This window comes from Citreicoccus inhibens (assembly GCF_019039035.1).
Lineage (GTDB): Bacteria > Myxococcota > Myxococcia > Myxococcales > Myxococcaceae > Citreicoccus > Citreicoccus inhibens.
Genome location: NZ_JAHNZT010000005.1, coordinates 67,505 through 81,195, shown reverse-complemented (window position 1 = coordinate 81,195; position 13,691 = coordinate 67,505). Strand labels below are relative to the sequence as shown.

General features: G+C 70.0%; 11 protein-coding genes. 8 read left to right on the top strand and 3 right to left on the bottom strand.

Annotated elements, in window-relative coordinates; all coding sequences use genetic code 11:
• Positions 1–51: 51 nt before the first annotated feature.
• Positions 52–1,101: a GNAT family N-acetyltransferase gene (locus KRR26_RS08695; protein WP_120207373.1), complete on the bottom strand. Its 1,050-nt coding sequence runs from the start codon at positions 1,099–1,101 to the stop codon at positions 52–54.
• Positions 1,094–1,798 carry a hypothetical protein gene (locus tag KRR26_RS08690; protein WP_233577161.1) on the bottom strand — a complete coding sequence of 235 codons (705 nt, stop codon included), beginning with the start codon at positions 1,796–1,798 and terminating at the stop codon, positions 1,094–1,096. Before KRR26_RS08690 ends, KRR26_RS08695 begins: the two co-directional genes overlap by 8 nt.
• A gap of 439 nt (positions 1,799–2,237) precedes the next feature.
• On the opposite strand from KRR26_RS08690, the gene KRR26_RS08685 reads away from it, so the two are divergent.
• The 4 genes from KRR26_RS08685 (at position 2,238) to KRR26_RS08670 (ending at position 8,279) form a co-directional block, all read left to right on the top strand.
• Positions 2,238–5,420: a TonB-dependent receptor gene (locus tag KRR26_RS08685; protein ID WP_217079588.1), complete on the top strand. Its 3,183-nt coding sequence runs from the start codon at positions 2,238–2,240 to the stop codon at positions 5,418–5,420.
• A 23-nt stretch (positions 5,421–5,443) separates the two neighbouring features.
• A complete protein-coding gene (locus KRR26_RS08680) occupies positions 5,444–6,163 on the top strand; it encodes a hypothetical protein (RefSeq protein ID WP_217079587.1) in 720 nt (239 codons plus the stop codon).
• Between the two features lie 145 nt (positions 6,164–6,308).
• Positions 6,309–7,499: a GNAT family N-acetyltransferase gene (locus KRR26_RS08675; protein ID WP_217079586.1), complete on the top strand. Its 1,191-nt coding sequence runs from the start codon at positions 6,309–6,311 to the stop codon at positions 7,497–7,499.
• Between the two features lie 93 nt (positions 7,500–7,592).
• Positions 7,593–8,279, top strand: coding sequence for a suppressor of fused domain protein (locus KRR26_RS08670; RefSeq protein ID WP_120207364.1), 687 nt, complete (start codon positions 7,593–7,595; stop codon positions 8,277–8,279).
• A 12-nt stretch (positions 8,280–8,291) separates the two neighbouring features.
• On the opposite strand, the gene KRR26_RS08665 is transcribed toward KRR26_RS08670, so the two are convergent.
• Positions 8,292–10,319, bottom strand: a complete 2,028-nt coding sequence (locus KRR26_RS08665) for an ATP-binding protein (protein ID WP_120207361.1) — start codon at positions 10,317–10,319, stop codon at positions 8,292–8,294.
• Positions 10,320–10,594: 275 nt separating this feature from the next.
• Between KRR26_RS08665 and KRR26_RS08660 the strand changes: the two genes are divergently transcribed.
• From KRR26_RS08660 to KRR26_RS08645, 4 genes are all read left to right on the top strand, one after another.
• Positions 10,595–10,969 (top strand): response regulator, encoded by a 375-nt coding sequence (locus tag KRR26_RS08660; protein WP_120207674.1) that lies wholly within the window; start codon positions 10,595–10,597, stop codon positions 10,967–10,969.
• Positions 10,962–11,879 (top strand): hypothetical protein, encoded by a 918-nt coding sequence (locus tag KRR26_RS08655; protein ID WP_233577159.1) that lies wholly within the window; start codon positions 10,962–10,964, stop codon positions 11,877–11,879. The genes KRR26_RS08660 and KRR26_RS08655 overlap by 8 nt, the downstream gene beginning before the upstream one ends.
• Positions 11,880–11,890: 11 nt before the next feature.
• Positions 11,891–12,967: a dipeptide epimerase gene (locus KRR26_RS08650; RefSeq protein ID WP_120207359.1), complete on the top strand. Its 1,077-nt coding sequence runs from the start codon at positions 11,891–11,893 to the stop codon at positions 12,965–12,967.
• A gap of 75 nt (positions 12,968–13,042) precedes the next feature.
• Positions 13,043–13,684, top strand: coding sequence for a LuxR C-terminal-related transcriptional regulator (locus KRR26_RS08645; protein WP_120207357.1), 642 nt, complete (start codon positions 13,043–13,045; stop codon positions 13,682–13,684).
• The last annotated feature ends 7 nt before the right edge of the window (positions 13,685–13,691 follow it).

The following is a 13,691-nucleotide window of genomic DNA, read 5'->3' as shown; positions in this document are numbered from 1 at the left end:
GACACCGCGAAAGAGGCGCGCGCATCCGAGCGCGTCCCTCCGCGGCGCGTCTCAGCGCAGGTGCGTGAAGACACGCGGCGAGGCGGGCAGCACCACATCCGAGGTAGGGAGCAGACACGCCACCCGGCCACCGCTCAACCACGGCAGCCAGCCCGAGCGCCACATCACCTTCGAGGGCCCGCCCGCCAGGCGCAGCATCGCGGCGGTGCTCACGCCCTGCTGCTCCATGTCTTGCATCGTGACCTGGAGCAACCGGCGCTGCTCGCTTGGCGAGACGCCGTCCTTGAAGGCCATCAGGTCCACCACGCCCATCGACCGGGTCTCGCGCGCCCGCAGCTGGAGGGTGTAGTAATTGACGAGCCCCTGGATGACGCCGTCGCGCTCCAGGACGAAGGTCCTCGGCATGTCTCGATATTGAAGCTGATGCGCCAGCCGCTCCGTGGTGTACGCATAGCCAAACGTGACGGGCTTCATCACATGCTGGATGAGCGCCGTGCATTGCGGCAGGTCCGTGGGCCGGTAGAGCCGGATGCCTTCCTTCGTGGCCGCCCGGTAGCTGTGCCGCTGAAAGGGGCGCAGCAGGCGGAAGAAGGCGCGCTCGGAACGATGAAACGACCAACGCGTCATCGCCTCCGGCTCAAAGACATGAATCCACAGCCCCATCTCGTCCATGAAGCGCGTCTGTTGATTCTTCCCCCAGAACCCCGCCCCTTCGGAGCCGTGCGCCACACAGCCCAGCGCCAGCCGCGCGCCGCGCTCCCGGTGCCGATGCAACAGCTCGGCGGCGAGCTTGCGCCCGATGCCCAGCCCACGATGCGACGTGTCCACGCTGGCCCAGCTCGCGAACGTGCCATCCACCTCGCCCTCGCCCAGGCGGATCCGCGTGCGCTCGGCGAAGAGGGTCCCCACCAACTTCCCGTTCAGGTAGGCCCCCAGCAGAAAATCCGTACCCGCGTGGCGATTGCCAAAGAGAAGCCAGTCGAAATACCGCTCGTCCCACAGCGCGAGTGGCACCTTCCCCCCGTAGCTTGCTTGCCAGACCCGGTTGGTGAAGCGCGACGCCTCCGCGGCATCCCCCTCGAAGGTACGGACCTCAACCATGGCGCAATTCCAGAGGCGGCGAGCCAGCGGTGTCCGCCGGGTGGGCGCCGAAGAGGTGGGTGAAGAGCGCTCGCGTGGATGGAATCAACACATTCCAATCCGGCAGGTGCACCTTCTCCGGCCCCACCAACACCTTGGCGTAGAGCGCCTCATACACGCGCTTCACGGTGCCAGGCCCAATGGCATCCACGTCGAAGGCAGGCACGAGCCCCACCAGCTTGAAGCCATGGCGCTCGGCATTGCGCTGGGTCCGCGCGACCTTGAGCGTCGAGTAATACAACGCGACCTCCGCCCCGATGCTCCGACCCACCACCTCCAGCACGGGGACACCCAATTGGCCAATCCCCAAGCCCCGATACGTCGGCTCCACCGCGCCCATGGGGGCGGAGATCTGGAGCCCTCGCACGTTCTTCTCCAGCGTCAGCAGACCAATGATGTCATTGCTCTCCCGCGCGCGGCAGACCAGCGCGGTCAGCGGGCGGTCCTCGGACTCGCCCCGCAGGGAGAACTCGCGCTCATAGAACGCGGGCTCCAGGTGACGGCTCTCCGTCCCCACCCGGATGTCCGGATACCACGCCCGCAGCAACGCCGTGACCTTCGGGATGTCCTCCCTCGCCAACAGCTCCACGGAGTAGATCTCCGGCACCACCAGCCCCTTCAACATCTCCTCCAGACTTCGCCATTGCATCACGTTCATGGCCGATATTTGTAATCAGCCACGTCACGCCCCACAGCCGGTGCAACGAAAAAAGGGGCAGGACTTGTCAGTGGCGCGTCAAACGCATCACGAGGAACGTGCCGTGCTCTACAGGCCTTGCTCCTGAACACAGCTCACCCCGCCAATTCGTTGCAAATCATGCCGGCCTGCCTGCCCGCGCCGCGAATGACACCTCGCCGCCCGCGGGCCCGGCCCCCTCCCCCGGGACACCACACGGTGGAGCCCCTCAACAGTGGTTCCCTCTCAACCTTCTGAGGTCCAACACCTGGGTCCGCGCGGTGAGAAACGCGTGTCCGGGGGTCGGACGGGACTCGCAGTATCGAAATCGTTTGAAATATGACATGGTCCGATACGCTGGGCCGGCGCGAGCGTTCGCCACATTGCCACCCACAGACTCCCCCCTGGAAAGCGTCTCGACATGACATCAATCCCCTGGCGCCGGACATCCGGTGCCGTCCTCGTCGCGGGCCTGCTGTGCGGGTCCACGGCTCTGGCTCAATCCAGTGTCATCATTGGCACGGTCCTCAACACCGAGACCAAACAGCCAGCGGCGGACGTCGTGGTGACCGCCACCTCACCCAACCTCCAGGGTGAGCAGACCGTGGTGACAGACGCGCAGGGCCAGTACCGCATCCCGCAGCTCCCACCGGGCACGTACGCGCTCCGGTTCGAGAAGGAGTCGTTCAAGCCGTTCGCCCGGTCCGACGTGCAGCTGCGGCTCAACCGCACCATCCGCGTCAACGTCGAGCTGCTTCCCGAGGCATTCACCGAGGAAGTCACGGTCATCCCCCTCGCGCCCACCATCGACGTGGGCTCCACGAGCACCGGCGTGAACGTCGGAGACGACTTCATCCGGCGCATCGCGGTGAACCGCCCCGGCGGCAAGGGCGGCGCGGCCCGCTCCTTCGACAGCCTGGCCGAGCTGGCGCCGGGCGCGCAGACGGACACCTTCGGCGTGTCCGTGAACGGCGCCACGTCTCCGGAGAACGGGTATCTGGTGGACGGCATCTCCACCGGCGACCCGTCCGTGGGCATCAACGCCAGCCCCATGACCGTGGAGTTCGTGCAGGACGTGAACGTCATCACCGGCGGCTACATGCCGGAGTTCGGCCGCTCCACGGGTGGCGTCATCACGGCCGCGACCAAGTCAGGCTCCAACGAGTTCCACGGCACGGTGTTCGCCAACCTCACGCCGGGCGCGCTGGAGGGAAAGCGCGAGCTGGTGGTGAGCCAGGGCTCCGCCATCAGCGGCGTCACCAAGCTGCACAACCTCGGCGACTTCGGCGCCACGTTGGGCGGCCCCATCCTGAAGGACAAGCTCTGGTTCTTCGCGGGCCTGGCGCCCTCCGTGACACGCTTCGCGCACGAGCGAGCGTTCAACTCGTTCAACGTCACGTATGACGACCAGGGCAAGGCGTCCCGCGTGGTGGATGGGCGTGGCTTCTTCGCCACGACGCCCATCCCCGGCTCCCAGCGCACGTACTTCGCGGACTCGAGCTCCGTGCAGTACATGGGCAAGCTCACGTATCTCATCAATCAGGACCACAACGTCTCGCTGAGCCTCCTGGGGACGCCGTCCACCACCGGTGGCAATGGCAAGCTCCTGGTGGACCCGCAGCAGGGCACCGTCATCCTGACGCGCATGAGCTCGTCTCCCGCGTACCACACCGCGCTGGTCCAGGACGCGAGCGCCCGGACGCTGGGCGCGGCCTACGCGGGCGCGTTCATGGACAAGCGGCTGCTCGTGGACGCCAACGCGGGTTGGTTCCACCAGATCTCCTCGCAGCTCCCGTCTGACGGCAGCAAGATTGGCAGCGACGAGGGCCTCGCGGGGACCGCGCGCGTGACGTACGCCACGCTCAACAAGTTCCCCCGCGCCCTCACCGAGTTCGAGTCCGTCCCGGACGCGGACACGTACTGCGGCACCACGCTGGCCGAGCAGCGGCTGCGCTGCCAGGTGACCAACTACAACCTCGGCGGCGGCGCCATCTTCGACTCGAAGCTGGACCGCTACCAGGTCAACACCAAGCTGACCTACATCCTCAACAACTTCGGCGGCAGCCACATCATCAAGGCGGGCGCGGACGCGGAGTTCCTCAGCTACGACAACCGGAAGGCCTATACGGGCGGCGTCCTCCTCCAGGAGGCCGAGGTCGCCACGGGCGTGCTGGGCTGGACGGACGCGCGCCGCTACGGCTACCTGCACGCGCCGGATGACCCGCAGGTCTTGATGGTCCGCGAGTCCCACAGCACCAGCAACACGGTGGGCGGCTTCCTTCAGGACAGCTACACCATCGCGAGCATGGTGACGATCAACGCCGGCCTCCGCTACGACGCGCAGTGGCTCTACGGCAGCGACGGCAAGCTGGCCTTCTCCATGGGCAACCAGGTGTCTCCGCGCCTGGGCGTCATCGTGGATCCGATGCGCAACGGCCGGAGCAAGCTGTTCGCCAGCTTCTCGCGCTACTACGAGCAGGTGCCCATCCGCATGCTGGATCGCGGCTACCCGCCGGATCCGCGCTACGTGGCCAACCACTACGCCAAGGACACCAACCACCCGAACGGCTGCGACCCCTCCACCGTGGAGGGCCAGCGCGCGTGCGTGGACCCCAACAGCCACAACGAGGTGGCGACCCCCGAGTCCTCGCGCGACCCGAGCCGCCTCTACTCGGGCGGCAAGGCCGAGGCCCGGCCGGTGGACCCGGACATCAAGCCCCAGTCCTCGGATGAGCTGGCGCTCGGCGGTGAGTACGAGGTGATGACCAGCACCCGCGTGGGCCTGACGTACACGCACCGGAAGATGAACGCGGTCATCGAGGACATGAGCCGCGACGAGGGCAACACGTACTTCCTCGGCAACCCGGGCTTCGGCTTCGCCAAGGACTTCCCGGAGGCCAAGCGCGACTACGACGCCGCCACCGTCTACCTGACCCGGTCGTTCAGCGACGGCTGGCTCGCGCAGGCCAGCTACACGTGGTCGCGGCTGTACGGAAACTACGCGGGCCTCTACCGCCCGGAGACCAACCAGCTCGACCCGAACACCAACGCGGACTTCGACATCATCCCCATCCTCCAGAACCGCACGGGCCTCTTGCCGGCGGACCGCACCCACGCCATCAAGCTGTTCGGTGCCAAGGAGGTGGCGCTCACCCAGAAGCTGGTGGCGAACGTGGGCCTGTCGTACCGCGGCAGCTCGGGCACGCCCATCAACTACCTGGGCGCGTACCTGCGCTACGGCCAGGGTGAGACGTTCATCCTGCCGCGCGGCTCGGGTGGCCGCACGCCGTGGATCAACACCATCGACACGAGCCTGGGCCTCACCTACCGGTTGGCCAAGGAGCAGTCGGTGGCGTTCACGGTGGACCTCTTCAACCTGTTCAACTTCCAGGGCGTCACCAGCGTGGACAACACCTACACCACGGCCACCGTGTACCCCGTGGCCAATGGCAAGAAGGGAGACCTGCCCGGCAGCGTGCAGAAGGCGCCGGACTCGGACCCCAAGGTGTTCCTCACCGATGACGACGTGAACCCGAACTTCGGCAAGCCCACCCAGTACCAGCCGCCGCGGCAGGTGCGCCTGGGACTCCGGTACACCTTCTAGGCCCGCCCATGAGAACCCATCCCATGACCCAGCGATTGATTGCGGCCGCGCCGCTCCTGCTCCTGGCGGGCTGCGGCTTCGAGCAGCCCAACTCGGGCTGCATCGTGCAGGACAGCGCCAGTTGGATCCTGAAGTACGACGAGGTGCAGAAGGCCACGGATGACGTGTGCGTCGCCAACAAGCGCTTCGCTCCCGTCGGAGAGCTGGCGGGCATCTTCAAGTACATCGACTTGGAGAAGGGCGGCGACAGCACGCTGGCCATCCGCCCGGATGGACTGGCGAGCCGCGGCGCGCGCGACAACGTCACCAACCAGCGCGAGCAGACGGCCTTCGGCAACCTGAACCTCCAGCAGGATGCGCAGTACTTCTGCTCGGCCGATGACCTGTCGGTGGCCAAGGTGGACGCGGTGGCGCGCGAGGCGGTGCCGGGCAAGGACGGCAAGCCGGGCATCTCCGCCGAGGAGCCGAAGAAGCTCGCGTATGTCTTCACCCACGTGAAGGTGTATTCGGCGCCGTCGGCTCCCGGAACGCAGTTCAGCGCGGACCTCGAGTACACGGACAACGGCTGCACCAGCACCTACAAGGTCCGGGGCATGTGGCCGGCGGTGGCGTGCACGCCGGGCTCGGAAGTCCCCGCGCTCAGCTGCGGCCAGGGCTCGGGCGTCAACCCGGACTTCGCCGTGGTGTGTGACCCGACGCTGAAGCTCTGCGTCCCGGAGAAGGCCATCCCGTCGTTGAAGTAACCCGTTGGCAGTCACCCGTCGCGCGGGTGCCCCACCTGTTGGCGTGGGGCACCTGGCGCGCGCGCTCGAACGGTCGCTGGCGAGCCGGGCGGGTGTGAACGCGTGAGCAGCGGCGAGCCCGCGAGGTCCGCGTTAGGACTGTGCGGTGCCCGCCGCCCCCTCGCTCCGCCTCCGCATCCAGGCCGCCATCACCGACGTCCCCGCCGCGGAGTGGGACGCGCTCCTGGAGCCAGACGCCCCGCCCTTCGTGAGACATGCCTGGCTGGCCGCCATGGAAGAAAGCGGCAGCGCCACGCAGGACACCGGCTGGGCTCCGCATCACCTGACGCTGTGGCGAGGCCCCCGGCTGGTCGCGGCGGCGCCCGCGTACCTCAAGTTCCACAGCATGGGCGAGTACATCTACGACTTCGGCTGGGCCAACGCCGCGGCCCGCCTGGGCGTGGAGTACTACCCCAAGCTCATCGTCGGAGGGCCGCTGTCTCCCGCCACCGTGCCGCGCCTGCTCATCGCGCCCGGCGAGGACGTGCCCGCGCTGCGCCGCGCCTTGCTGGAAGCGGCCGTGGAGAGCGCGAAGGAGGCGGACTGCTCCTCGGTGCACGTGCTCTATCCCACCGACGACGAGGCCGGCTTCCTCGAGGAGGCGGGCCTCGCGCGCCGCATCACCCTGCAGTTCCAGTGGAAGAACCCGGGCTACCAGCACTACGACGACTACCTGTCGCGCTTCGACTCCAAGCGCCGCAACCAGCTCAAGCGCGAGCGCGGTGCCGCCGCCACCCAGGGCATCACCCTGCGCACCGTGCGCGGCGCCGAGCTGGGCCCCGAGCACGCGCGTCGCGCCTTCGAGTTCTACGCCTCCACCTGCGAGCGCCACGCCTGGGGGCAGGTGCAGCTCACGCCGGACTTCTTCACGCGCCTGTTCCGCGCCATGCCCGGCACCGTGGAGATGGTGGAGGCCGTGCGGGAGGGCAAGGTCATCGCGGGCGCCTTCAACCTGGCGACCGCGGAGCGGCTCTACGGCCGCTATTGGGGCTGCGTGGAGGAGCACCCCTTCCTGCACTTCAACGTCTGCCTCTACCAGTCGGTGGAGGACTGCATCCGCGCGGGGCGCAAGGTGTTCGAGCCGGGCGCGGGCGGTGAACACAAGGTGTCCCGAGGGTTCGAGCCGACCGCGGTGCACAGCGCGCACCTCGTGTTCGACCGGCGCCTGGACTCCGCCGTGCGCGACTTCGTCCGCCGCGAGCGGCACCAGCTACAACTCGCAGTGGAGGAAGCCGAGCGCATCTGCGGACTCAAGCCCTGGGCCCGGGCGACGCGGCCCGAGCCCAGGGCGGACTGAAGGCTGCCCGTCCGTCCACCGGGCCACGGCCCTTGCGGCCTCTGCGCTCTGAACAAGTTGTGCGGCGGGCGGGAACCTTTAGAGTCTCGTGACATGAAAGCCCCCGAGACGGACGAAGACTTCATCCAGTGGTACGAAGACTGCTGGGCCGACCGCGACGAGGTGGAGTACCCGAAGATGTTCGGCGCCATCCAGGAGAACGTCTTCACCCTCGAACAGACTGGCGCGCTCGAAGCGTGGATGGAGAGCGAGCTGGCCGAGGTGAAGGAGCTGGACCCGAACTGGGCCCCCATGGGCGTGCGCGTGGCGCCGCCGAGCCCCGAGTACCCCTACTGGACCTACGTCACCAGCGGCCTGTCCAACCCCTTCACCGTGGCCCCCGGAGAGGAGTTCCCGGACGACGCGCCCAGCGGCCTGGGCTACGAGATGGTCATCCACACGCCGGAGGAGGCGCGCTGGCCGGTGCTGCGGCTGCTGGACATGATGGCCTACAACCTCGTGTGCCTGCGGGCCTTCGCCATGGGCCACCGCTACCCGGTGGAGGGCACGCTGGACGGCGGCGAGTCCAAGCTGGGCGGCTTCGTGTTCGTGCGCGACCCCGAGCGCCCCAGCCACTTCCAGCTCCCCAGCGGCAAGGTGGAGCTGCTGACGCTGGTGGGCGTCACGCGCAACGAGATGGCCTTCGCGCGCTCCAACGGCATGAACAAGCTGCTGGAGAAGCTGGCCACGACGGGCCCCGCCTTCATCACCAACGCGGACCGCGACGAAGTGAAGCTGTAGTCGCGGCCTGAATCACTCCTCGCGCGCCGGCGGTCTCCAGGCCCCGGCGCGCGGCGGCGCCCCCTCCACCAGCGCCAGCAGGGTGCCCGGGTCGAAGGGCTTCTCCAGCCGGGGCAGCGGCACGGCCTGAAGGAAGGCCCGCGCCCGCTCGGTGAAGCTGCCGCCCGTCATGAAGACGAAGCGCGACAGCAGCTCCGGGCTGCGGCCCACCAGCGCCGCGTGCACGTCCATCCCCGTCAGGTCGGACATCATCAAGTCGCAGAACACGCGGTCGAACGCGTCGTCCCGCGCGAGCACCGCCAGGGCCTCACGACCGCTGTGCGCCACCACCACCTCGTGCTGACGGCCCAACAGCCGGCGCAGCACGCTGGCGAGCTGTGGCTCGTCGTCCACCACCAGCACGCGCTTGCGCTGGGACGCGTCCTCCACGGACGGCGGCGGCCGAGGGCGCGCCGCGGCCTCGCTGGTCAGCAGACGCACCTGGAAGGTGCTGCCCTGTCCCGGGGTGCTGGTCGCCGCCAGCTCGCCGCGCATGGCGCGCACCTGGCCCAGGCTGATGGACAGCCCCAGCCCCGAGCCCTCGCCCATGGGGCGCGTGGTGAAGAACGGCTCGAACGCGCGATGGAGCACCTCGGGCGTCATGCCGTGGCCCGTGTCGGAGACCTCCACCACTACCCAGGCATCCTCGCGGCGCGTGGTGAGCGTCACGCGGTGCAGCGAGGAGTCCCCCTCGGGGATGGCGTGCGCGGCGTTGAGCAGCAGGTGGAGGAACACCTGACCCAGGCGGGCCTCGTGCGCCATCACCGTGGGCACCTGGCCAAAGGCACGCACCACCTTCGCGCGGTGGCGCAGGCGCGGCATGGCCATGGACAGCCCAAACTCCAGCGCCGCGTGCACATCCACCGGCACCAGCTGGGGCGCGTCCGCGCGGGCGAAGGTCTGCAGGTCCCGAACGATGACGCGGATCCGCTCGGCGCCCTCGCGGGCCTCGCGCAGCGAGTCCAGCGCCTCCTGGAGCGGCGCGCACCCGACGCGCGCGGGGATGAGCTGGAGGCGCTCCAACTGCTCCAGCTGCTCCAGCGCGAACTGGATGTTGCCGGTGACGTAGGAGAGTGGGTTGTTGATTTCGTGGCCCACGCCCGAGGCGAGCTGCCCCGCCATGGCCAGCTTCTCCGACTGCACCAGCCGCTCGCGCGCGGCGACCAACTCCTGGGTCCGCTGCTGCACCAGCGCCTCGGCCTCCAGGCGGCCCGAGTGCTCTCGGGCGAGCAGCCCGTCGCGCTCTGCCTCCATGCGCTTCTTGTCGGAGATGTCGCGCGCGGTGATGCTCAAGTTGCGGCCCGAGGACCACGCATGCACCTCGTGCCAGCGCTCCGGCGCGGTGCGCAATTCGAAGAGGGCCGGCGTCCCTTCGTCCGCCACCCGACGCAGCTCGCGCTCCAGCCGCGTGCCCTGCAGCTCCGGACAGGCCTCCCACAACACGCGGCGGAAGAGGATGTCCGCGCCCCGGCCCGTGAGCGCCGCCGCGTTGCGGTTGACGTAGGTGAGGCGCCAGTCCGCATCCACGGTGAAGAACGCGTCCGGCGTGCTCTCCAGCACGTCGCTCACCCAGTCCAGCGTCTCGCGAAGCCCCTCCTCGACACGCTGCGCGCTGGTGATGTCACGAATCCGCAACAACACCCCATCGCGCAGGGGCACCGCGGTGCCGTGCAGCCAGGCGTCGCCCTCCGCGAAGCTGTCTTCTGTCGGACGTCCCGTCTCCACCACCCGGCACAAGAGCTCCAGGCGGCCCGCCAGACCTTGCGCGGAGGAGACCTCGCGCAGGCGGCGGCCCCGGAGGGACTCGGGGGCGCGACCCAGGGCGCGCGCGGCGGTGGGGTTGGCCCACAGCCACTCGAAGTCAGCGATGCCCCCGCTCCCATCCCGCACGGCCCGCAACACCATGCACCCCTCCGGGTCATGGGCCTCGCTCTCTTCCAGAGCGCGGAGGAGGACATCCGCCGGAGGCGGAGGCGCCAGCGTGATGTCAGATGCGAACATCCGCCTCCTCTGGCGGAAAGAACGGGTGGCTGGATAAGGCTTTCGGCTGGGCTCGGCGACGCGCCCCTGGAAGACAGACGGCCGAAGGGCCCGCATGTCGCCATGAAAGGGCGTCTTTCACAAGTCACCTGGGGCGTTCCACGGGCCCGGCGTATCGGCTGGGAGGCGGAATGGGCATGTCGCTGTCTGAAACAGCACCGCTGGCGGGGCGGGTGCCTTGCGGCGCGGCGCCCGGAGGCGGACCCTGCGGGCCCAAGCGTCGGGAGAGCGGTGTGGTGCGACAAGTGCTCGTACTCGAGGACGACGACGACCTCAGGGGCATGCTCTGCGACCTGCTGAGGATGTATGGGGTCACGGCCTGCGTGGACGTGGACTCCTTCGAGGCCCTGGTCCAACAGCGCGACGCGGCCCTGGGCTGCGAGCTGGCGCTCCTGGACGTGAACCTGGGCGCGGGCGTGCAGAGCGGACTGGACGCGCTCGACTGGCTCCTCGCGCAGGCCTACCGCGGCCGCGCCGTGTTCCTCACGGGCCACGCCCGCTCGCACCCCCTGGTGCGGCTGGCCTACGAGCAGACCCAGGTGAAGGTGCTCGCCAAGCCGGTGGACTCGCGGGCGCTGCGCGCGCTGCTGGAGGAACCTCGGGGTGCATAGCACGCGGCCCTCCTCACCCCCCGCGCCGGCGCCGCGCGGGTTGATGACGGTGGAGCAGGAGCGCAGGGCGCGCGCGTGGCGGTCGAGCACCGCGGCCCTCCTGCTGCTCGTGCTCTGCCAGCTGTCCTCGCTCTTCATCGACCTGACCGTGCTGCCCGTCTCGCGCCTGCTGCCGCTCTTGCGCGGCGCGCACATCGCGCTGTGCCTGGGCCTGCTGGGCTGGCTGTATGCGCGGCGGCGGACGCCCACCGGCTTCGTGTCCTCCACGGCCTTCCTGGTCGCCGCGGTGCCGCTGCTGCCCGTGTTCGCGCTCACCGAGCAGGTCCTGGCCCAGCACCACACGACGTGGGCGCCGCTCATGGGCCACCGGCTCACGCTGCTGAGCATCGGCGTGTTCGCGCCGCTGGGCTTCTGGCCCGGGACGGCGCTCATCGGCGCGTTCGCCACGGAGGCCGTGGCGCTCTGGTACGGCCTCCACCTGTCCACCCATCTGCCCGCCATGGTGTGGGAGCCGTGGGCGACGCTCGTCTACGCGGCCGCGGGCCTGGCCTTGCTGGGCTCTCGCCTGCGCAGCCGCCGCGCCGAGCACCAGCTGCGGCACGCCCGGGTGGAGGCCGAGTCGCTGGAGCGGATGGCCGCGCTGATTCTCGCCTTGCGCGACGCGGTGAGCACGCCCTTGCAGACCCTGGAGGTGGGCACCGCGCTGCTGCGCCAGCGGGCCCCGGGCTGCGAGGTGACGCTGGATGCCATGGACCGGGCCCTGGACCGGCTGCATCGGCTCACCCAGCAGATGGCCTCGTCGGACCCGCTGGTCATCTGGCACAAGGGCGAGGAGTCCTTCGACGCGGACACCGTGCTGCGCAACCTGGAGGAGTCGCTCACCCGCGAGCTTCAGCGCCGTCGGAACTAGACTGCGGCGCCATGCGCCCCACCCTCGTCACCGGCCTGTCCTTCGAGCCGCTGCACCTGCCCCTCACCGAGCCCTTCGCCATCGCCACCGGCGCGCAGCACGCGGCGGAGAACGTGCTCGTGCGCTTGACCCTCGCGGACGGCACGGTGGGCCTGGGCGAGGCGGCCCCCTTCACCGCCGTGAGCGGCGAGACGCAGGCCAGCACGCTGGCCGCCCTGGAGTCCGCGCGCGGCGTGCTCGAGGGAAAGGACGCGCGCGCCTGGCGCCCGCTGTCCGAGTTCCTCGGCGACGTGCTCGCGCTCGCCCCCGCCGCGCGCTGCGGCCTGGAGACCGCGCTGCTGGACGCGCTCACCCGGCACCACCGCGTCCCGCTCCATGTCTTCCTCGGCGGCGCCGGCACGACGCTGGACATCGACATGACGGTGACCGCCGGAGACGTGGCGCACGCGGTGAGCTCCACGCGCGCCATCCTCGCGCGCGGCATCCGCACGCTGAAGGTCAAGGTGGGCGCGCTCTCTCCGGATGAGGACGCCGCGCGGCTGGTGGCCATCCACCAGGAGGCCCCCCGAGCGCGGCTGTTCGCGGACGCCAACGGCGGCTACGACGTGGCCGAGGCGCTCGCGTTCCTCAAGGGCCTGGAGCGCGCGGGCGTGCCCCTCGCCCTGTTCGAGCAGCCAGTGTCCGCGACCGACGTCGCCGGCATGGCGGAGCTGGCGCGGCGCACCCGCGTGAGCCTGTGCGCGGACGAATCGGCGCGCTCGGCGCGGGACGTGCTGCGGCTCATCCGCGAGGGCGCCTGTCATGCCATCAACATCAAGACGATGAAGTGCGGCGTGGTGGAGGCGATGACCATGTGGAGCCTGGCGCGCGCCGCCGGGCTGGAGCTGATGGTGGGCGGCATGGTGGAGAGCGTGTTGGCCATGAGCACGTCCGCGCATCTGGCGGCGGGGCTGGGCGGCTTCGCCTACGCGGACCTGGACACGCCGCTGTTCATCGCCCGCCACCCGTTCCAGGGCGGAGGGCGCTACCAGGGCTCCACGCTGAGCCTGGACCCCGACGCGCCCGGCCACGGCGTCACGCTGGCCTGAGGCGCTAGGCAGCGGAGCATCGGCCACGGTGCCGAGTCGGGTGGCAATGCGCGCCCGCGCGGTTAGGGATAGTCCGTGCTGGATGCCCTCGCCGCTCCCTTCCGCCTCGCGCTGGTCGCCGAGGACCCGCTCGCGCGGGGTGCGCTCAGCCGCGCGCTGAGCGACCAGGGAGGCGACCAGGTGGTCCTCGCGACGGGCACGCAGGCGGAGCTGGAGGCGGCGGGCGGAGACGCGCCGGACGCGGTGCTCTGGGACACGGGGCTGCGTCCACCGGAGCGCGAGGGCCGCGTGGAGGCGCCGGACCTGGGCGCGCCGGTGCTCGCGCTGGTGACGGACGAGGCCGCGGGCGAGGTGGCCCTGACGGTGGGCGCGCGAGGGCTCCTGTTCCGAGACGCGCCGCCCGCGTCACTGCTCGCGGCGCTGCACGCGGTGGCGCGGGGGCTGACCGTGTTCGAGCCCGGCCTCGCGGAGCTGCGCGGCGCGCCCCGAGCGAGCGCGGCCTCATCGCCGACGAACGCGGAGTCGCTCACGCCTCGGGAGCGTGAAGTGCTGGCCCTGCTCGCCGAGGGGCTGTCCAACAAGGCCATCGCCGACCGGCTCGCCATCAGCGAGCACACGGCCAAGTTCCACGTGAACGCGGTGCTGGCCAAGCTGGGGGTGCAGCGGCGCACGGAGGCCGTGGTGCGCGCGGCGCGGCTGGGGCTGGTGACGCTGTGAGCAGAAG

Excerpts from the sequence above, each read along its gene's own strand:
- KRR26_RS08695 (WP_120207373.1), bottom strand. The coding sequence starts at position 1,101 with ATGGTTGAGGTCCGTACCTTCGAGGGGGATGCCGCGGAGGCGTCGCGC.
- KRR26_RS08690 (WP_233577161.1), bottom strand. The coding sequence starts at position 1,798 with ATGAACGTGATGCAATGGCGAAGTCTGGAGGAGATGTTGAAGGGGCTG.
- KRR26_RS08685 (WP_217079588.1), top strand. The coding sequence starts at position 2,238 with ATGACATCAATCCCCTGGCGCCGGACATCCGGTGCCGTCCTCGTCGCG.
- KRR26_RS08680 (WP_217079587.1), top strand. The coding sequence starts at position 5,444 with ATGACCCAGCGATTGATTGCGGCCGCGCCGCTCCTGCTCCTGGCGGGC.
- KRR26_RS08670 (WP_120207364.1), top strand. The coding sequence starts at position 7,593 with ATGAAAGCCCCCGAGACGGACGAAGACTTCATCCAGTGGTACGAAGAC.
- KRR26_RS08665 (WP_120207361.1), bottom strand. The coding sequence starts at position 10,319 with ATGTTCGCATCTGACATCACGCTGGCGCCTCCGCCTCCGGCGGATGTC.
- KRR26_RS08650 (WP_120207359.1), top strand. The coding sequence starts at position 11,891 with ATGCGCCCCACCCTCGTCACCGGCCTGTCCTTCGAGCCGCTGCACCTG.